18 protein-coding genes and 2 pseudogenes are annotated in these 19,794 nt (G+C 69.4%); 2 read left to right on the top strand and 18 right to left on the bottom strand.

All coding sequences use genetic code 11. The features are described from left to right. Positions 1–94 precede the first annotated feature (94 nt). The 3 genes from M2271_RS12955 to M2271_RS12965 form a co-directional block, all read right to left on the bottom strand. Positions 95–925 carry a class I SAM-dependent methyltransferase gene (locus tag M2271_RS12955; protein ID WP_280887315.1) on the bottom strand — a complete coding sequence of 277 codons (831 nt, stop codon included), beginning with the start codon at positions 923–925 and terminating at the stop codon, positions 95–97. A gap of 156 nt (positions 926–1,081) precedes the next feature. Further along, a complete protein-coding gene (locus M2271_RS12960; RefSeq protein ID WP_280887316.1) occupies positions 1,082–1,960 on the bottom strand; it encodes an LLM class flavin-dependent oxidoreductase in 879 nt (292 codons plus the stop codon). A gap of 103 nt (positions 1,961–2,063) precedes the next feature. Continuing rightward, a complete protein-coding gene (locus M2271_RS12965) occupies positions 2,064–2,621 on the bottom strand; it encodes a dihydrofolate reductase family protein (RefSeq protein WP_280887317.1) in 558 nt (185 codons plus the stop codon). A gap of 129 nt (positions 2,622–2,750) precedes the next feature. Here M2271_RS12965 and M2271_RS12970 point away from each other — a divergent pair, with 129 nt between their 5' ends. Beyond that, entirely contained in the window at positions 2,751–3,170 is a 420-nt protein-coding gene (locus tag M2271_RS12970; RefSeq protein WP_280887318.1) for a DUF192 domain-containing protein, read from the top strand. 354 nt (positions 3,171–3,524) lie between these two features. Here the strand turns inward: M2271_RS12970 and M2271_RS12975 are convergent, their stop codons facing one another. The 15 genes and pseudogenes from M2271_RS12975 to M2271_RS13045 form a co-directional block, all read right to left on the bottom strand. Beyond that, the gene (locus M2271_RS12975) at positions 3,525–4,142 is read right to left on the bottom strand and encodes an OmpA family protein (protein WP_280887319.1); all 618 of its coding nucleotides are present in this window, start codon (positions 4,140–4,142) and stop codon (positions 3,525–3,527) included. An 8-nt stretch (positions 4,143–4,150) separates the two neighbouring features. Then, positions 4,151–4,732 (bottom strand): hypothetical protein, encoded by a 582-nt coding sequence (locus M2271_RS12980; protein ID WP_280887320.1) that lies wholly within the window; start codon positions 4,730–4,732, stop codon positions 4,151–4,153. A 16-nt stretch (positions 4,733–4,748) separates the two neighbouring features. Next, complete coding sequence (locus M2271_RS12985) at positions 4,749–5,363, bottom strand: pilus assembly protein TadG-related protein (RefSeq protein ID WP_280887491.1); 615 nt, start codon at positions 5,361–5,363, stop codon at positions 4,749–4,751. Further along, positions 5,360–5,557, bottom strand: a complete 198-nt coding sequence (locus M2271_RS12990; RefSeq protein WP_280887321.1) for a hypothetical protein — start codon at positions 5,555–5,557, stop codon at positions 5,360–5,362. The genes M2271_RS12985 and M2271_RS12990 overlap by 4 nt, the downstream gene beginning before the upstream one ends. Positions 5,558–5,696: 139 nt before the next feature. Beyond that, on the bottom strand, positions 5,697–6,578 hold the full coding sequence (locus M2271_RS12995) for a response regulator transcription factor (protein WP_280887322.1): 882 nt from the start codon (positions 6,576–6,578) through the stop codon (positions 5,697–5,699). 146 nt (positions 6,579–6,724) lie between these two features. Then, entirely contained in the window at positions 6,725–8,125 is a 1,401-nt protein-coding gene (locus M2271_RS13000; RefSeq protein WP_348539166.1) for a histidine kinase, read from the bottom strand. Beyond that, on the bottom strand, positions 8,118–9,752 hold the full coding sequence (locus M2271_RS13005) for a transposase (protein WP_280887323.1): 1,635 nt from the start codon (positions 9,750–9,752) through the stop codon (positions 8,118–8,120). The genes M2271_RS13000 and M2271_RS13005 overlap by 8 nt, the downstream gene beginning before the upstream one ends. A gap of 258 nt (positions 9,753–10,010) precedes the next feature. Further along, positions 10,011–10,898 (bottom strand): DUF5936 domain-containing protein, encoded by an 888-nt coding sequence (locus M2271_RS13010; protein WP_280887324.1) that lies wholly within the window; start codon positions 10,896–10,898, stop codon positions 10,011–10,013. 28 nt (positions 10,899–10,926) lie between these two features. Next, complete coding sequence (locus tag M2271_RS13015) at positions 10,927–11,871, bottom strand: type II secretion system F family protein (RefSeq protein WP_280887325.1); 945 nt, start codon at positions 11,869–11,871, stop codon at positions 10,927–10,929. A gap of 10 nt (positions 11,872–11,881) precedes the next feature. Beyond that, the gene (locus tag M2271_RS13020; protein ID WP_280887326.1) at positions 11,882–13,219 is read right to left on the bottom strand and encodes a CpaF family protein; all 1,338 of its coding nucleotides are present in this window, start codon (positions 13,217–13,219) and stop codon (positions 11,882–11,884) included. Between the two features lie 10 nt (positions 13,220–13,229). After that, positions 13,230–13,559, bottom strand: a pseudogene (locus M2271_RS13025) (TadE/TadG family type IV pilus assembly protein); the annotation flags it as partial. Between the two features lie 106 nt (positions 13,560–13,665). Continuing rightward, entirely contained in the window at positions 13,666–13,989 is a 324-nt protein-coding gene (locus M2271_RS13030; protein ID WP_280887493.1) for a pilus assembly protein, read from the bottom strand. An 80-nt stretch (positions 13,990–14,069) separates the two neighbouring features. Further along, positions 14,070–15,377 (bottom strand): AAA family ATPase, encoded by a 1,308-nt coding sequence (locus M2271_RS13035; RefSeq protein WP_280887327.1) that lies wholly within the window; start codon positions 15,375–15,377, stop codon positions 14,070–14,072. 9 nt (positions 15,378–15,386) lie between these two features. Then, positions 15,387–16,094 (bottom strand): Flp pilus assembly protein CpaB, encoded by a 708-nt coding sequence (gene cpaB / locus M2271_RS13040; protein ID WP_280887328.1) that lies wholly within the window; start codon positions 16,092–16,094, stop codon positions 15,387–15,389. A gap of 336 nt (positions 16,095–16,430) precedes the next feature. Next, a pseudogene (locus M2271_RS13045) lies at positions 16,431–17,204 on the bottom strand (hypothetical protein); the annotation flags it as partial. A gap of 382 nt (positions 17,205–17,586) precedes the next feature. Between M2271_RS13045 and M2271_RS13050 the strand changes: the two are divergent. Further along, a complete protein-coding gene (locus M2271_RS13050) occupies positions 17,587–19,338 on the top strand; it encodes a glycoside hydrolase family 18 protein (RefSeq protein ID WP_280887329.1) in 1,752 nt (583 codons plus the stop codon). Positions 19,339–19,794 lie beyond the last annotated feature (456 nt).

The following is a 19,794-nucleotide window of genomic DNA, read 5'->3' on the forward strand; positions in this document are numbered from 1 at the left end:
TTCATGCGTGGGGGCCTTCATGCGTAGGGGGCTTCATGCGTAGGGGCCTTCGGCTCACCCGATCGGCCTTCGGCTCACCCGATCCGTCTGCGGCTCACCCGATCCGTCTGCGGGCCTCGACGAGGTGGCGGGTGCTGTGGGCGACGAAGGGGCCCTCGGACTCGATCTGTTCGTGCAGCGCGCGGAGTCGGGGCGCGTACGTCTCGACGGTGAAGCCGGGGACCATCCATACCACCTTGCGCAGGAAGTGGACGACGGCTGCGATGTCGTGGAACTCCACGCGGAGCCGCTCGGCACGCAGGCCGACGATCTCCAGACCGGCCGCCTGGGCCCCGGCGCGTTCCCGGTCGGGGTGGCGGTCGCTGCGATCCTGGTCCGGCTGGGGGCCGAGGAAGTACTCGACGAGTTCGAAGACGCTGGCGGGGCCGACGTGCTGGGCGAAGTACGTCCCCCCGGGTCCCAGCACCCGGGCGATCTCCGGCCAGTCGGGGCGGACGGGATGGCGGCTGACGACCAGGTCGAAGGTGGCGTCCGCGAAAGGCAGCGGCGCGTCCTCCGGCGTCGCGACGACGGCGACGCCGCGCGGGCGGAGCAGGGCGGTGGCCTTGGCGACGTTCGGCGGCCAGCCCTCCGTGGCGACGGTGAGTACGGGCGCGGTCGGCGCCGCGGTGCCGAGGGCGAAGTCCAGGACCTCCCCTCCCCCGGTCTGGATGTCGAGCGCGGCGGTCGCGCCGGCCAGCCGCCCGGCCAACGACCGGGCGTACCCCCACGAGGGCCGTGCCTCGGTGGCCCGCCCCTCGAACCACGAGAAGTCCCACCCCTCGGTGGGAACGGCGGCGCCTTCGGCGACGAGGTCCTCGAAGGTACGTTCGGAGGTACGGGGGTGCGTGTGACCGTTCGGCGGGTTCGCGGTTGACTGGTCCATGGGGTGAGCGTCGCAGGGAGTTGTCAGTGGGCGCTGCTGATTTTCCGCGCAGGACGACGACTCAGGACCTTCCGGATCTTTCAGGGATGCCGTACGCGGCCGGCGAGAAGGAGATCCTGCGGGCGAGCTGAGGGGAGGGACGGGGGCGAGCGGCGTTCACGACACGAGCGGCTGGACCTCCTGCGCCGTGAACCGTATGAATCCCTCCGGGTCCGGTTCGTCAGCCGTCGGCTGGAGGATCACCGAGTCGGCGCCCGCCTCGGCCAGCCGCTGGACGGCCTTGGCGACGGCCCCGGCGTCCCCGGCGACCCCGAGGTCCGGGGCGGGGTCCAGCCCCTCCGCCACCAGTTCGGCACGCAGCCGGGCGGTGGCGTCCGGGCCGGTGGCGGCGAGAAGATAGACGACGACCCGGTGCGGTTCGCTCCGCCCGGCCGCGGCCCGTCCCTCGTCGATGAGGCCGCGGGCCCGTCGCACCCCGTCGAGCGACGTACTCGCGGTGAGAATGGTCCCGTCCGCGGCCTCACCGGAGAGGCGCAGTGTGCGCGGACCGGTGGCCCCGGCGAACACCGGGATGTCCGTGTCGCCGGCCGGCGGCCAGTCGAGAGCGACGTCGTTCAGGGTGACGTAACGCCCGCCGGTCGTGACCCTCTCCCCCCGCAGCAGGGCGCGCAACGCGACCAGGTACTCGCGCAGCAACGTCAGCGGGGACTCGGCCCGCGCGCCGACCTGGCCCATCCAGTCCTGCACCCCGTGCCCTACGGCGAGGACGGCACGGCCGGGGAACAGCCGGTGCAGGGTGGCCGCCTCCATCGCGGTGACGGCGACGTTCCGCAACGGCACCGGCAACAGCCCGACTCCGACCCGCACCCGCTCGGTCCAGGCGAGCGCGGCGGCGGCCGCCGAGATCCCGCCCTCCAGGAAGCAGTCCTCCCACAGCCACAGTTCCTCAAGACCTACGTCGTCCGCGAGCCGGGCGACGGCCCGGAGACGTTCGGGCGGCAACTGGGGACGGAACACGGCTCCGAGAGTGGTCATGGAGCCGTACCTACCCAGTCGCCGCGCGCTCGGCACGTCCGTTCGCCACCCGCTTGCGCTGCCCGCGCTACCTGCACCACCCGCACTACCCGCGCTACCCGCGCTACCGCTCGTAGTGGAGCAGGACGACACCGTTGCCGAAGGTGTGGGACTCGGTGATGTTCAGGGACCGCAGAGTGTCTGACTGGGGAAAGAGGGGCTTGCCGGCGCCGACGAGGACGGGGTGGACGTAGACGCGGAACTCGTCGACGAGGTCGTGGCGCAGGAAGGCGCCGCTGAGGTCGGCTCCGCTGAGGGCGAGGTCGCCGCCCGGCTGCTCCTTGAGGGCCTGGACCTCCTCCGGGACGACCTCCCGGACGACCGTCGTCTTCCAGTCCGCTCGCTCCAACGTCCGCGAGTAGACGATCTTCGGGATCTCCCGCCACAGGCCGGCGAACTCGGCCATGACAGCGGGGATCTCGGGGTCGGAGTCGGCGGTGGGCCAGTACTCGGCCATGAGCTCGTACGTCACCCGGCCGCTCAGCAGCCCGCCCATCCCTACGACCAACTCGTTGAAGTGGCGGTGCAGTTCGTCGTCGACGCGATGCCAGCTGATGTCCCGGTCGCGGCCCTCGATATAGCCGTCGAGGGAGACCGACATCATCAGAACGATCTTTCGCATGTCCCTGCCACCTGGTTGTGTGTTCGTCCGGTTGCGCGGACGACGGCACGGCTGGTCATCGACCGAACGTAGCCGAGTCTGGGACCGTGATGGTCGGTACAGGGCGGCGACACAGGGAGGTGACCTCGCATGGGGCGCTGGTCCGACGGACGGGGCAAGCTCGTGGTGCCCGGCGGGCACGACGGGTGCGGCGGACACGACGGGGCAAAGAGGCGGATCACCGTGCCGCTGGAGATCGCATCCTCCTACCGGGCCCGCACGAAGGGACTGCTCGGCCGGGACGCCGTCGACGGGGCGCTGCTCCTCTCCCCCGCGGGCAGCGTGCACACATTTCGTATGCGGATTCCCATTGACGTCGCCTACCTCGACCGCCACCTGAAGGTCATCGCCGTCCGCACCATGAAGCCGGGGCGACTGGGCCTGCCCCGAATCCGTTCACGGCATGTGCTGGAGGCGGAGGCGGGGCAGATGGATGGGTGGGGCGTGCGGGTGGGGGCGCGGGTAGAGGTCGAGGTGGAGGTGGAGGTAGGGGTGGAGACGGCCGGGTAGGAGATGCTGGTCCCAAGGCAGTGGCCGAGCAAGCAGTGGCCGAGCAGAGAAAGCCGGGCCGTGGTGCAGGCCGTCATGTTCACCACCTCGACCAGGAGGCGGCCGGTCTGCGCGGCGATCGTTCGCGTGCAGGCGAGTTCCAGGAGCGCGGCGGCCGTTCCGCAGGCGTAGTCGCCAACGAGGGTGGCCAGCAGGACGGTGGAGAGGCGTGCGGAACGGGTCGGCCAGGAGAGGGCCACGAGTTGCAGGACCCTGTACGGGGCCTGGCCACCATCAGTATGGTCACGTGCGCTTCCCCGTTTCCCCCGGTTCCTTCCCTACCCCCGGCTCCCCCCGTTCCTGCAGAGCTCTCGGTCAGTTCTCTCCGCGGGGGAAGGAGACCTCGACTCGTCTGTTCTTCTTGCGGCCGGATTCCGTCGCGTTGGAGGAGATCGGGTACTGCTCGCCGTAGCCGCGGACCTCGAAGGTGACGTTCGGGTCGTTGAGTTCCTGGTCGAGGACATCCTGTACGGCGGTGGCGCGCTGCTTGGACAGGACGTCGCCGTGGGCGGAGGAGCCGAGGTCGTCCGTGAAGCCGAAGACACGGATCTTCGTCGCGTTCTGCTTCTTGATCTCCGCCCCGATCGAGGAGATACGGGCCCGCGCTTCCCCGCTCAGCTTCGCGCTGTCCTTGCCGAACAACACCTCGGCCTGGAGCGCGAACTTCACGTCCGCGTTCGTGTCCTCCCGGCGTTCGTCCCCGGTCTGGTCCTCGACGACCTGCTTGATGTCCAGGACTTTGGGTTCGGCGAGGGTGCCGCCTTCGGGGAGCTTGAGGTCGGGATCGTTGGCGTCGACTTTGACGGGAGCAGAGGCGGTGGGTTCGGTGCCGGGGGGGACGCTGGGGGTGGTGTCGGCGTGGGCCGCAAGGGCTGTGCCGGCAAGGAGGAAGAAGGTTGTCGTGAGAATCAGTGGGAGACGCTTGTGGGTCATTGGCGGCCTCACCCGGAGATCTGGATGGGGGCAGCGGCGAAGGCGGGGAGCTGGAAGGTGACTTCGGTCGTGTCAGTAGGGGGCGCGGGGAACTGCAGGAAGACAGGCACGGTCTCGCCGGCCTTCACCGTCGAGAATCCCGTGGTCGTCAGGGGGCGTCCGTCCGTATCGCGCAGCACGTAATACCGCTTCTTGCCCTTCGAATCCACGAGCGTCGCGCCGCCGAGTGACCTGCCGTTCCTGATGACCTCGGTCTCATTGCCACTCAACGAGGCGGGAATAGCCACGCCCTTGGCGCCGTCGTTCTTCAAGTTCCCGTTCACCGTGACAAAACCGCCGGAATCCCGCTCGGCGGAGGTGATCTGGAGCAGGAGCCCGTCTGGTCCCTTCAACTCGGCCATGGGCTCTTCGGACTGGCCCTCTTGAGTGCTCGGTTGAGGCCCGCTCTCCTTGGAGTTGGACGCCGAACTCTCCGGCTTTTGGTCGTCGTCACCTCCACCACCGCAGCCGGCCATACCGAGAGCCACTCCGGCCACAACTGTCAACGCGACCACCGCCCTGCGGGCCTTCGCAGTGAACCGAATGCTCATCACTCTGTTTCCTTCGTCACTCGTCGTTCGCCGGTCCGTCGACCAGATGGACGTCGAAGAGGTCCTCGGGTTCCGGAAAGGTGGTCGGATCGTCCGGATCCAGGTCCCAGTTCTTGTTGTCCTTGCAACTGAGCTGCGGAAGCGCGCCATCCCCGGCGCCCTCTCCAGGGGGCTCGCAGAGCGGCTCGATGACAGCCGTGGAGGTCTCCACCGAGTGCATGGTCTCAGTGCCGGGCACGATGGAGTCGCCCACGGCCTTGTTGGTCTCGACCTCGACCGTGTAGCCGGGTAGCAGCCCCGCTGCCTGCCCGCAGTACGCAGTGGCGTCGTTCTGCACCGCCAACTGCACCGCCCGCCCACATCCGTCGTACGGCACCCCGTCACCGTCGAAGATCGCCTGCCACTTGGTCGGGTCGAGTACGCTCTCCACCCACTCGTCGGAGAGTTCGTCCCGTGTGTCCATGGCAGCCGCGAGTGCCGCCGCGTCTGCTGCCGTCTGGGCGCCGTTCCGATTCGCCGCGGCCTGGCCGACCGCGAGGTATGCGAACGCGAGAAGGAGCAGACCCGCCACCACCGTGATGTAGATGGGAAAGGCCTGCCCAGCGTCGCCGTGCCTACAGCGCTGGTTCAGCCGCCAGTAACCTCGGCGATCTTTGTCGTGATCGCGTCGAAGATCGTCTGCCCGATGTCCGTCCCCGTGATCGCCAGAACGATCGCCACCACCACCGCGATGATCCCCAGATACTCCACCGCCGTCTGCCCCTTGTCGTTGCGGGCGGCGCGGGACTGAAGGTACGAGATGGTCGTGTTGAACCAGTTGCTCATGGTGTTCCCCTCCGATGGCGGCCGATCGGCGAGCGATCGGTCCAACGTACGACGGAACACCCCTTTTTGCCGAGGGCCCCTGGACCCAATCCCGGGCCCAACGACCGCTCCCGCCATTCCCCCCTCGTGTCGCCACAGGTCACCCCAGTCCTCGGTGTGAACCGGGCGCCGTGCCGAGCCACTTGGCGGTGGCCTCGGAACGGGTGGTGCTGTGGAGCTTGGCGAAGATGCGGTTGATGTGGTTCTTGACCGTCTTCTCGCTGATGAAGCAGGCGGCGGCGATCTGCTGGTTGTTCATCCCCGATGTGATGAGGTCCATGATCTCCGCCTCCCTCGTACTCAACCGGAGTCGCGACCGGTTCGCGGCGGCCGCACGGCCGCTCCTCCACCCAGACGACGACTGTGCCATATCTGGTTGCACTCGTGAAGTGCTTTTTGCGGAATCGAGGGGGAACGGTAACCACGGGAGGGTGAAATTGCCTTCCGGGGGCGGCAGTTCTCTTTGCTGACGAGAAGAAACGGAAGGTTGGACTTCGTATGCAGTCGCACTTGTCGCACGGAGCTGGGCCAGCAGCGCTCCGGCGGCCGTGTAAGTGAAGTGGGGGCGGCCCTGCTTGATGTCCCGCACTGCGGACACCAGTTGGTCGGCCGTGAACTCGCCGTGGACCAAGTAGCCGCCGGCGCCTCGGCGCAGGGCCTCCTCCACGATCTCCTGCTCGCGGCTGTAGGTCAGCATCATCACCGGGGCGATCGTCACGAGGTACGGAAGTGCCGAGATGCCGTCCAGTCCCGGCATGCGGACGTCCAGGAGGACGACGTCGGGGCGGTGTCGGTGGGCCGCCTCGCAGGCTTCGTGGCCGTCGGCGGCCTCCGCCACAACCGTGATGTCCGGGCGGCCGGAGAGCAGGGCGGTCAGGCCGGCGCGGACCACCGGGTTGTCGTCGGCCACGACGACCCGTAGGCCGGGGGCGGGTGGCGTGGCGGGCTCGGGGGGAGCCTGGAGGTCCGGGTTCGTCGCCATCGGGTTCGTCGGACTCTTCGGTTCCTTCGGACTCTTCGGGTTCGTCGGGTTCGTCGGTTTCATATGGTTCGTCGGGTTCGTTTGGTTCGCCGCGTTCATCCGGCTCATCCGGCTCGTCTGGCTCGTCTGGCTCATCGATGTCCTCGTCACGGGGTCTCCGGGGTCAGTGCCGTCAGGGGGAGTTCCAGGAGGACCTCCGTGCCCTGGGGGTGCGTGCCCTTGCCGATGTGGATGCGGGCGCCCACCGCTGCCGCTCGCTCGACCATGCCGACCAGGCCGAAGTGGCCGGAGCGGCGGAGTTCTTCGAGGGTTGTGTCCGGGGGGAGGCCGCAGCCGTCGTCGTGGACGCTGATGCTCAGGACGTCGTCGTGGACTCCCGCGTGCACGTCGACCCGGGTCGCGGACGCGTGCCGGTGGGCGTTCTCCATGGCCTCCGTGGCGATGGTGAGGAGTTGGCGGGCCACGGCGGACGGGATCCGGGACGGTGGCTGCGTCCGGTCGCCGGTGGGGTGGTAGGTGGCGGGGAGCGCGGTGCGGGTGCTGAAGTCCGTGGTGCGGGCGGCCAGTTCGGTGAGTACGTCGGTGGGGTGGACCGAGTCCGGCTCGCGGCGCAGGTCGGCGAGGAGTTCACGGGACTCGGCGGCTGCCCTGCGGGCCGAGCGGGAGACGAGTTCGGCCTGTTGCTTGATGAGGGTCGGGTCGATGCGGGGGGCGCCTGCCGAGTGCGCCAGGCCGTCCGCGGCCAGGGCCACGCCGTGCAGGGTCTTGGCCACGGAGTCGTGCATCTCCCGGGCCAGGCGGGCCCGTTCGGCGCTCACCGCCTCCGTCGCGGCGAGGCGGGCCTGGACGACGGTCAGGGCCTGGGTGGCGGCGCCGAAGCGGAGCATCAGGTTGCGCAGGGTGGAGCCGACGGCTCCCGTGATGACGCAGAGGCCCGGGATGAGGAGGGATTTCGTGAGTTCGGCCCGGGCGTCCTTCAGGGTGGCGTACACGAGCAGGAGGATCAGGGACTGGAGCGAGGCGAAGACGGCGGCGCCTCGCCAGCCGTAGACGATGCCGGCGAGGAGGGGGGTGCAGACGCTGACGTAGGCGAGCGTGGTGTCCGGGCCCGCCGAGATCAGCAACAGGGAGCCGAAGAGGGTGTCGACGGCCAGGAGTGCGGGGTGGCGCAGGAGGAGGGGGCCGAAGCGTTCCCAGTCCCTGAAGAGGACGTACGAGCCCATGAAGGTGACGACCACGGCGGCGCCGACGAGGCGGACGCCGAGGCCGGGGTTGGCGTTGAGGAGAGCGGAGGGGGCGGCGAGAGCGATCATCGCCAGGCGGAACCCGAAGACCTGGCGGCACATGGCCTGGAGGGCGTTCACCTGGAGAGGGATCGGGGGTGCTGACGGGCTTTCGGCCGGGTTGCCGGCCCCGCCCGCACCCGTCGCACCCGTCGCACCCGTCGCACCCGTCGCACCCGTCGCACCCGTCGCACCCGCGCCAGTCGTACTCTCAGCGGTCGCACCACCCGCGCCGTCCGCACCACCAGTACCGTTCCTAGACACTGAGCGGGAGTGAGTCCTGTTGCCAGGACTGCTGCTCGGTGGCGCTGCCCCGGACGGTTTTGGGCAGGCTGGTCTCCCGCTTTCGCTCCACTTCCGGTGGCACGCATCGTGTGCGTGGTCCGGGTGGGTGGGGGCGGGTTTCCTCACGCCGCCGGGCCTCCGGTCGGGCCTGGACGGTCCGATGCCCCTGCACATCACTCTGGTGTGCAGGGAGCGGTGTCGTCCGTCGCCGGATCGGATACCCGAGGGCGCGTCGCCCGACCGCGATGCTTGCCGCATCGTGCCGGGAAATTGTGCGAGCCGGTGTGGCCAGTGGTTTCTGCCAGTGCTGAGCACCCCACCCGCTGGTGTAGGCGGGGTCGACCGCGACGATGGCGATGTCCTGTTCGGCGACCATCGACACCAGCCGCGCTGTGAGTTTCGCCGTCGGGAAGCGGGAGATCAGGCGGCGGAAGCGCTTGTTACGGCCGTGCTTCTCCCGGCTGGTGCTGTCGGTGAAGTCGAGGTCCTCGATGGCGATCGCGGCGGCCCCGCACCGGCGTGTGTGGTGCAGCAGCCGACTCAGCGCGTGCCGGATCTGGGCGTCCCGGTGCTCCGCGCTATTGGTCAGGTCGTAGAAGAAGCGCTGCGGTGCGCCGACCGGGTTGCCGTGCACGTCCAGATGCCAGGCGGCCAGGTGGTCGTCGTTCATGTCCACCCCCACCACCCCCCGGGCCAGGGCCGCTTCGAGCGGCAGCACGGGTACGGCGGCGCGCTGCCAGGAGGCGGTGACGTACCAGCGGCCGCGCACGGGATCGTGGTGGATGCGGTAGGCCACCGCCCGGTTCGCGGTGATCCGGTCGCGCCACTCCTGGCCGCGATGCCGGAACCGTACAGTCGCGTCCAGGACGTACCGGCCGTGCGGGGCGTTCGCCAGATGGGCCAGCGGGGCAGGGAGCTTGAGCGTGAGTTTGCCGGTGTCGGTGATGCGAATGGTCTCGTTGCCGAAGCGTTTGCCGGACTCCCCGTCAGCGGCCAGAAACATCCGCTCCGCCTGCCAACGCTGCCGCCACTGCTGCTCGCTCAGCCCGGCTGCGGTCAGCTGGTGGCGGGTGTTCGCCAGGCGTTTGCCACCGCGCACCACGTGCACCCGGCCCGCCGCCCAGTCCGCCTCCACCACCACAAGGCGGTCCTTGAGGGTGTGCAGGCGGCGGGACTTGGCATGCCACTCACCACGCAAGGCATAGCCGCGCGCCAGCCCTGCCCCTCTGTCGGCTTTGGCGCCCAGGGGCCGGGCCAGCCGCGCCTCGATGGAGGCGATCTGCCCGCGCAGCCGGCTCAGGTGGGCGGCCTGGCCGCGCCTCGCCAGCGCCCACTGATCGTGGGTGGCCTTGGTGATGCTGCCCGCCCAGCGCGCCGACGACTTCCCCGTCAGCGCCCGCTTGCGCACCGCCCGGCCAGTGGCGTCGTGCGCAAGGCCCTGCCGGGAGCGCTCCGCGAGATCACCAGACGCCAGCGAGCCGAGGAAGACGCCGACCTCGGTCAGCACCGCCGCATCCGCGTCCGATACCCGCAGCCGGTCCCGCACAGCGACCCCGGCCGGGCCGGGCACCACGAACGATGCCGCCAACTCCCGCAACCTGCCCACCTGTTCACCCCCCACCAGCCGAAGAACCCAGTCACCGCAGTGAACGACCAACACCCGCAAAGGTCACCCATTCGACCCAAGAACGTTCATTCCCCACACCGCAACAGGCACACCACACGGCACCACCCGGCCCGTACAACCAGGCCCACCCCTGCGGTACTCACTCACACTCACACTCACACTCACACTCACCCAAAGTCACTACCACTCAGTAAATCCGCAGCAGTTCACAACCCCCTGCTCTCCACTCCCCCTCCCCTACTCCCCCGTGATCGACCCGAAGTCCGTCCCCGACCCCAGGAGCAGACCCGCCCCCAGCAGGATCATCGTGGCCGGGACCATGAACGTCGTGATCATCATCGTGGCCTTGGGGACCGCGCGGGCGGCCTTGCGGCGGGCGTTCTGGGCGTCTGTGCGGCGCATGTCCTTGGCCAGGGACACGAGTGTGTCGACGATCGGGGCGCCCAGTTCCTCCCCCTGCTGCAGTGCCGTCACGAACATCGCCACCTGTTCCGAGTCGTTGCGCCGGCGCAGCTCCGCGAAGGCCTGGCGGCGGCTCATGCCGAGGTCCATCTGGCGGAGGGTGATGCGGAGTTCGTCCGCCCAGGGGCCCTCGTACCTGGAGGCGACGCGGTCCAGCGCCTGGCGGAAACCGAGGCCCGCGCTGACCACCACCGCCAGCACGTCCAGGAAGTCCGGCAGGGTGCGCTCGATCACGTCCTTGCGGATCCGGATCGCCGACCAGATGCCGACCTCCGTCCAGAAGGCGCCGAACGCGAGCAGGAGCAGCGCCACCAGGATGTCGCCCCGGAGCAGGAACACCAGGAACCCGACACCGCCGAGGAAGCCGTAGACCGCCCTGCGGGCGGCGTAGCGGTCTATCGTGAGGCCGCCGGGGTTGCCCGCGAGGTCGATCTTCCGGCGGTACTTCGCGACCTGTCCGGGGCCCATCAGCCGCAGGATTGCGGGGGCGTAGCGCATGCCCATGCGGTCGATCAGCGAGTCCACGGCGCCGGTGCGGGTGGCGCCGATCTCCAGGGCCAGCGCCAGGTCGCTCGGCAGTTTCGCGTCCGCCCGGTACATGCGGACGCCGGTGAAGGCGCCCCAGACGGCGAGGCCCATCAGCAGGGCCAGTAGGTATGCCATCGCTTCGTCCCCTCCTCTTTCCCGGCGCTCAGACGTCGATCCGCGACAGGCGGCGGATGAGGACGAAGCCGATCGCGTACAGCGCGAATGCGATGATCACCGCGGCCTGGCCGGCCGGGGAGCCCGTCATACGGTCCAGGGCGCCGTCCTTCACCCCGTTCATCAGGAACAGCGAGCCGACACCGAGCACCGGGACGGCGTACGACGTCATGCTCACCTGGGACAACTGGGTGCGGACCTCACGCCGGGTCTCCTTGCGTTCCTCCAAGGTCTCCGTGAGGTTCCGCAGGGCGCTGACCACCTGGCCGCCGGCCCGGTTGGAGAGGACCAAGGTCGTGACCAGGACGACCAGTTCGCGGGACGGGAGCCGGTCGGCCATCTCGCCGAGCGCGTCGTCCATGGTCGCGCCCATCGCCAACTGGTTGGCCACCTGGGCGAGTTCCTCGCCGGCCGGGGCCTCCAGCTCCTCCGCGGCCATGCCGATCGCGGTGCGCAGGGCGAGACCGGCCTGGGTGGCGTTGGCCAGCAGGCGGGCCATCTCCGGTAGTTGGTTGATGAACTTCTCGATGCGTTTCTGCCGCTGCCAGCTGAGGAACTGCAGCGCCGCCCAGATGCCGAGCAGTCCGGCGATCGGCCCGAAGAAGGGCGCCAGGGTCGCCTGGCCGATCAGCCAGAGGCCGGCCACGGCCATCAGCATCGCGGCGAAGAACTCGCCCGGCGTGATGTCCATGCCGGTCGCCGCCAGCCGCAGTTCCAGTTTTCGGCCCAGCTTCGTACGGCGCAGCCGGCGGTCCAGGTTGCGGAAGTGGCGTCGGCGGCCGGTGACCGGTAGCTGCCCGGCGGACGACAGGCGCTCGACGAGTGCGGCCCGCTGTGCCCTGCCCTTGCCGTAGGTGTGCACGCCGATGACGGCGAGGACACAGGTCAGCAGAGTGACGCCGATGGTGAGCGTGACGAGGTTCTGGAGATCCATGAGGGCGGTCCTACCTGGCTTCTCGGATGGCTAGCTGATCTTCGGACCGGGCCACGCCGAAGGCCTGGGGCGTGGGCTGACTCGCCATGTAGAGGCGGTCGGCGGTGCGGCGCGGGAGCGGGAAGTGCTGGTAGGCGCCGTGGATCCGGCCGTCGGCCGCCATCGGCCGCGCGTCGAAGCGGGCGAGGGTGACCAGCCGGTACGGCTCGCTGCCATGGCTGTCGAGCACCGCGATCTCGGTGATCCGGCGGACGCCGTCGGCGAACCGGGTGAGCTGGATGATGAGGTCCACGGCGCTGTTGATCTGGTCGTGCAGTGCCTCGAAGGGGATCTCCACCTCGGACATGGACGCCAGGGTCTTCAGCCGCATCAGCGCGTCCTCGGCGCTGTTGGCGTGCACGGTGGCCAGTGAGCCGTCGTGGCCGGTCGACATCGCCTGGAGCATGTCGAGGGACTCGCCGCCGCGGACCTCACCGACCACGATCCGGTCGGGGCGCATACGCAGCGAGTTGCGGACCAGATCGCGGATGGTGATACGGCCCTTGCCCTCGACGTTCGCCGGACGCGACTCCAGCCGGACCACATGCCGTTGCTGCAGCTGGAGTTCGGCGGAGTCCTCGATGGTGATGATGCGGTCGCTGTCCGGGATCAGTCCGGAGAGGGAGTTGAGCAGGGTCGTCTTGCCGGTGCCCGTCGCGCCCGACACGATGATGTTGAACCGCGCCTGCACCAGGCCCGACAGCAGGTACAGCATGTTCTCGTCGAGCGAGCCGAAGCCGGCCAGCTCGCTGAGCGTGAAGGAGCGGGGGAAGCGGCGGATGGTGAGGATGGCGCCGGTCAGGGACAGGGGCGGGATGATGACGTTGACGCGCTCGCCGGACGGGAGCCGGGCGTCCACCATCGGATTCGACTCGTCCACCCGGCGGTTGACCGTCGACACGATCCGCTCGATGGTCTGCATCAGCTGGTCGTGGGAGGGGAAGCGCAGCGGGAGCTGTTCGACGCGGCCGCCGCGTTCGACGAAGATCGCGTCCGGGCCGTTCACCATGATCTCGGTGATCGACGCGTCTTCGAGCAGCGGCTCCAGTATGCCGAGGCCCAGCGCCTCGTCGACCACCCTGCGGATCAGCTGCGAGCGCTCCACCGTCGAGAGCACCGGGCCCTCCCGGCTGATGATGTGCCCGAGCACCCGCTCCAGACGGGCCCGGCGCTCGGCCGCCGCCAGGGCACTCATCTCCGCGAGGTCGATCTCCTCCAGGAGTTTGGCCCGGTAGGAGGCGACCATGTGGCCGTCCTCGCCCCGGCTGCCGTTCTCTTCCGGGGAGTTGATGCGTGACCGCAGGCTCATGGGTGTTTCCTCAGTGGTCGAGCGGCATGGTGGCGGTCTTCCGGGCGGGGTCGAAGTTCCAGCCGGGGACGATCGACGGGATCGGGACGGTGGCGGTGACGGTGACCTCGTCACCGCTCTCCACAGGGGGGCAATCGACGGTCAGCCAGTCGCTGATCGCATTCACGCACCCCTCCTGGGCGCTCTCGCCGATCGAGGCCGCCCGCGCACCCGCCCGGGCCGCGGTGCCGGCCTGCTGGGCGGTGTAGGCGATGAGTCCGATCTGTACGCCCGCCATCGCCACGAGGATCAGGATCGGGATGAACCCGAGGTATTCGAGCGCGACCTGACCGCGGTCGCGGCGAACCCCGCGCCCGCTGCGGCGGCTCCCGCGCCCGTCGTGGCGATTCCCGCGCCCGTCGTGGCGATTCCCGCGTCCGCTGTGGCGATTCCCCTCGTACGACATCTCAGTCCTTCACCTCCTCTACGGCGCCGGCGTGGCCCCTCACGTCGAAGGGGAAGCCGATCGAGCCCGGGAAGAGGACGGGGACGTGGAGGGTGACGTCGGCCGTGACATAGCCGCCGGACGTGGCGCACTCCACCTCACCGCCCCACGCGTCCGGGAGCTTGTCCAGCCCCGCCTCTTCGCACGCCCCCTGCCGCTCGCCCTCCGGAACCGCCGTTCCCGCCCGTACCGCCTCGTCCGCAGCATTCCCCGCGAGCGTGAACGTGTATCCCAGCAGCACGAACTGCCACATCAGCACCAGGGTGAGGAGGATCAGCGGGGTCATGCCGAGGAACTCGACGGTGACCTGGCCCTCGTCCCTCCGTCCGGGAACGGGAACGGGAACGGGAACGGGTGAGCGCACCGCTACCTCCCCAGCTCTCTGCGCCGCCGGAAGCCGACCGTCCCCCGGTCACCACCCCGGTCGCCACCCCGGCTGCCACCCCGGCTGCCACTCCGGTCGCCACCCCGGAACCGGCCCGCCCGGTGACCGGGCCCCTCGGCCCCCTTGACCAGCCCCAGTTCGGCCGCGAGACCCCACAGGGCCTGCTTCACCGTGCTTTTGCCGTCGAGTTCGTGGACCCGGCCGGCGTCCACCGCGCTCTGCAGTTCCTTGAAGTTGGCCGGGATCGCCGTGCCCGCGACGAGGGTTCCGGTGATCTTCTGGATCAGCGGGGGCTGGATCTCCGTACCGCGGGTGTGCCGGTTGACGACGACGGTCGTCTCCTCGGCCTTGCGGATCTGCAGCCGGTCCCACATGCGGACCGTGCGTTTGGCGCCCCGGACGGCGACCACGTCGGGCGTGGTGACCAGCAGGGCCGTGTCGGCCATCTCCACGGCGGCGGCGCCCGCACCACCGAGCTGGGCGCCGCAGTCGACGACGACGACCTCGTAGCGGGAGCGCAGGGCGCTGACGATCTGGCGGGCGGCGCGGTCGGTGACCTCCTCGCCGCGTTCGCCCTCGCCGGGCGCGAGCAGCAGGGCGACGCCGGTGTCGTGGCGGAAGACGGCGTCGGCGAGGACACGCGGGGAGAGGTCGGTGATGGCGGCGAGGTCGACGACCGAGCGGCGGAACTGGACGTCGAGATAGGAGGCGATGTCGCCGGTCTGCAGGTCCATGTCCAGCAGGGCGGTGCTCCGGCCGGAGGCCTGCGCGGCGAGGGCGAGGTGGATGGCGGTGAGGGTGGCCCCCACGCCGCCCTTCGCCCCGCTGACCGTGACGACGGTACCGCCGACGCCGGTGAACACGTCTCCCCCGGCGCCCAGGTGACGCCGTACGCCCACGGACCACTGGGCGACCGCCTGGACCCGGCTGGCCAGCTCCTCGTAGCCGAGCGGCAAGGCGATCAGGCCGCGGGCACCGTAGTCCATGGCGGCCTGGAAGAGGCCGGGGCTGGCGTCGGAGGTGACCAGGATGACCCCGACGGACGGGAAGCGGAGAGCGACCTCGCGGATGAGTTCCAGGGCCGGGACCGGGCCGATGCGTTCATGTACGACCACGACCTCGGGCAGTTCGTCGATCGACTCGGCGGCGAGGCGGGCGAGGGCGTCGATGAGCTGGGTGGAGTCGACCACCGGGGCGAGCGGTTCGGCGTCCGGGAGCTGGCTGAGCAGTGTGGTGATGGACCGTACCGCGTCCGCGTCGCCGACTGCCGGGAGGATCCTCGTGGGCATGGCGGCCTCTCACTTGTCCTTGGCGAGTTCGTAGGTGCGGTCCTGCTCCGGGACGGTGGTGCCGGTGCCGGGCGCGACGAGTGCGAGCCGGACCTCCTTGGCGAACGACTCGGCGTACGTGATGCGCTGGGCGTCGAGAGTGGTGAGCGCGAAGGTGATCGGGACGGCCTTGGTCTCCTGCCGGGTGCGGTCGTCCGCGTCCTGCTTGAGCACGGGGATCTTGCCGACGTCGATGACCCTGGCGCTGGTCACGATGATCTTGGACTGGTCGGGAGCACCCTCCCGCTGTCCCTCGAAGGTGGCGTACACGTTGACCGCCGAACCCGCCGTGATCTTCCCCGCGACACCGGTGGCCGCGTCGATCATGATGGCGACCTCCTGCTCCCCGGGCCGCAGAGCGGGCTGATCGACGACCATGTCGCTCTGCAGCAGGGAGCCCGCTTTCAGCGTGGTGACGGCGATCTTGCCGCGGAGCTCGGAGAGATCGGTGACCGCGGTGTCCGGCAGCCAGCGCTTCGGCATCTCGGTCTTCTCGAACTGGCTCGCGCTGAGGCTGGTGTAGGGCTCCACCTCGGACTTCAGCCGGTACGCCGTGACCTCGGGGCCGACCTTGGACTTCACGTCGTTGATGACGGACAGCACGCCGGCGAACGCGCCGAGGGCGCACAGGACCGACAGGAGCAGGAGTATCACGCCGCGGCGCTGACGGGAGTTCATGAACCGTACGACCTCGTCGGGGGGGGGTTGGGTCTGGCGGGTGGGTCTTGCGGGCGGGTCTTGGCGGAGCCGGTCTTGCGGGCGGGTCTTGGCGGAGCGGGCAGGTTCCGCGGCGGCTCACCCGGCGGGCAGTTGGTTCCTGGGTACGGGGTTCTTGTGCGGGGGGTTCTTGTGCGCGGGGTTCTCGCGCGCAGGTGACAGGTTGTCGTACGCGGGGGACAGGTTGTCGTACGCGGGTGACTGGCTCTCGTCCACGAGCGACTGGTCTTCGTATGCGGACGACTCGTATGCGGACGACTCATATGCGGGCGACTCGTATGCGGGCGATACCGGCGATACGGCGGAGCAGAAGACGCAGCGGTCGCCGATGACCTCGATGCCGCACCAGTGGCAGATGTTCTGCCGTACCGAGGTGACCAGTTGGTAAAGCACCGACAGGTCGGGCAGGAAGGTGCAGAACTCGATCAGCTTGCCGGTGCCCCACCACAGCGCCGACTCGGCCGGCAGCGTGGCCTCGCGCAGCCCCTGCACGTTCCAGGACTTGGCCAGCGTCGCGTTGACCCAGTCGGACTGCAGCTGCCCTCGGGCGACCAGCATCGAGGTGGTGAACTCCGGGCCCGTCAGGGTGACGCCGGGTTCGATGCGGACGAGCTGCTGCTGCGGGTGGGCGAGTACACCGAACTGGCTGCCCGGCATCCAGGACTTGGCGTGCGACTTCAGGTTCACGGGGACGCGGTCGAGCCTGGCGACGGAGCCGAGGAGCGCGCCGGCGTGAAGATAGTGGGTGAGCAGCCGGGCGGCTGAGGCGAGCACGCCGGGGCTCAGGTCGCAGGAGGCGAGCTGGCGCAACTGGCGGGCCAGCACGGCGAGTCCGAGGGGTGGCAGATCGGGCTGGAACAGGGCGATCCGGTCGCTTTCCAGGAGGGAGCGGACCGTGAGCAACCGCCGCTCGACCTCCCGGGGGACCGCCTGCGAGCACACGACGATCACATGCCCGTGCAGGTCGATCAGCGTCTGCAGGGCGGCCAGTGACCGGTCGAGGGGCTGGCGGTCCAGGTCCGACAGGACAGCTGCGGGCACGGTTCGGTCGTCTTGCGGCGGCAGCGCCATGTCGGCACTGGTCACAGCGATGGCAGTTGACACGCGCAGCTCCCCGAATCCCCATACCCGCGGGCCCCCGGCGTCACTCCGGGGCACCTCCTCGACTTCACTGCGTGACTACCTGAGCACTGTATCCACGCCCTTGTGGCCGGAGAACAGCGTTTCTGTGACTTCCTGCTGCTCTTGAGTACCAAAAAGGCAGTGTTTTCCACCCAGATGGGGCGCACTTGCCACGAAGCCGGGTTCCGCGGGGTGAGTTGGAGCCGCCTTTTCCGACTTTCCACCTGACTCCGGCGGCACGACTCTTGACAGGTGAATTGGTCTGGACCAACTTATAGGGCACGCGGTGGCCACCGTTCGTCCTCGTTCCTCTCCCCCACCGGAGGCACCAGTGCACCGCGAACCAGGCATGCCCGGACGCAGACGGATACGTACCCTCGCCGGCGCCCTCACCGCGACCGTCCTCGCCCTGACCGCCGGAGCGGCGGGCGCGGGTCAGGCTGCCGCGGGTCAGGCCGCCGCGGCCGACACCGACAACCTGAAAGCCGACACCAACAACACGAAGAACGCCGGCTTCGAGTCGGGCCTGGCCAACTGGACGTGTTCGGGCGGCAGCGGTACGACCGCCTCCTCCCCGGTGCACGGCGGCTCGGCCGCCCTGAAGGCCACGCCGGCCGGACAGGACAACGCCCTCTGCTCACAGACGGTCGCGGTGAAGCCGAACTCGACGTACACGCTGAGCGCGTGGGTGCAGGGCGGGTACGCCTACCTGGGCGCGACCGGCACGGGAACGACGGACGTGTCGACCTGGACCCCGGACTCGTCCTCGTGGAAACAACTGTCGACGACGTTCACCACAGGCTCGTCGACGACCTCGGTGACGGTGTACACCCACGGCTGGTACGGCCAGGCCGCGTACTACGCGGACGACATCTCGGTGTACGGCCCCGACGGCGGCGGCGGTGGCGACGACCCGCAGCCGACGATCCCGGCCGCGCCCAGCGGTGTGTCCGTGACCGGAACCTCCTCCTCGTCCGTGTCCCTGGCCTGGAACACGGTCTCGGGAGCGACCGGCTACACCGTCTACCGCAACGGCACGAAGGTCACGGCGGTGACGGGAACATCGGCCACGGTGACCGGCCTCGCGGCCACCACGTCGTACTCCTTCCAGGTCACGGCGACGAACGCGGCGGGTGAGTCGGCGAAGTCGGCGACGGTGACCGGCCGCACGGCGGCCTCCTCGGGCAACGGCGGCAACGTGCCCAAGCACGCCGTGACCGGCTACTGGCAGAACTTCAACAACGGAGCGACGGTCCAGAAACTCTCGGACGTCCAGTCCCCGTACGACATCATCGCGGTCGCTTTCGCCGACGCGACGACCACACCGGGCGCCGTGACCTTCGCCCTGGACTCGGCCGGCCTCGGCGGCTACACGGTCGACCAGTTCAAGGCGGACGTGAGGGCGAAGCAGGCGGCGGGGAAGAAGGTCATCATCTCGATCGGCGGCCAGAACGGCACGATCTCGGTGACCGACCCGACATCGGCGACGAACTTCGCGAACTCCGTGTACTCCCTGATGCAGACGTACGGCTTCGACGGCGTCGACATCGATCTGGAGAACGGCCTCAACGCGACGTACATGACGCAGGCGCTGCGGGCGCTGTCGGCGAAGGCGGGCCCGTCCCTGGTCCTCACCATGGCCCCCCAGACGATCGACATGCAGTCGACGTCCAACACGTACTTCCAGACCGCCCTGAACGTGAAGGACATCCTCACGGTCGTCAACATGCAGTACTACAACAGCGGTTCCATGCTGGGCTGCGACGGCAAGGTGTACAGCCAGGGCTCGGTCGACTTCCTGACCGCCCTGGCCTGCATCCAGCTGGAGGGCGGCCTGTCCCCGTCCCAGGTGGGCCTGGGCCTGCCGGCCTCTGCGCGCGGGGCGGGCAGCGGGTACGTGTCCCCGACCGTGGTGAACAACGCCCTGGACTGCCTGACGAAGGGCACGGGGTGCGGGTCGTTCAAACCGTCGCGGACCTATCCGGCGCTGCGGGGGGCCATGACGTGGTCCACCAACTGGGATGCGGCGGCGGGGAACGCGTGGTCGGGGGCGGTGGGACCGCACGTGCACGCGCTGCCGTGACCATCCCCTTCGAATCGGGAAGTTGACATTCCCGCAGTACATCGGGCGGGGCACCGGGTCCGTCACGACCGGTGTCCCGCAGCCGCCACATGTCTTTCCCGGTCCCGGTCCAAGGCGTCGGGAGAGGCGGAGAGCTGACTGGCGGCGTACAGCTGGGCCCTTCCACGGGACGTGAGGTCGCGCCGCCGCCCTTCCAGTGTCCCGGCCAGCGCCTGGACGCTGCCGGCACAGATACGATTCTCGGCGTAGTCGCGGGTTGAGCGAGTTCGTCCCGATATGGGCCCGGAACGTAGGGCAGGCGCGAGCTTCCAAGATCATGTGGGTGTCGAGTCCAGTGATCCCTACGGAAGTCCGTGCCCGCCGTCGTATCTTCTCCGATCCCGCCCGTCCTTGACCAACTCCGTGATCAGCCTGACGCTGCCGTGGTTGAACTGCCCGAACTGCTGGCCCGTTTGG

Origin of the sequence: Streptomyces sp. LBL (assembly GCF_029893585.1) — a bacterium.
Classification (GTDB): domain Bacteria; phylum Actinomycetota; class Actinomycetes; order Streptomycetales; family Streptomycetaceae; genus Streptomyces.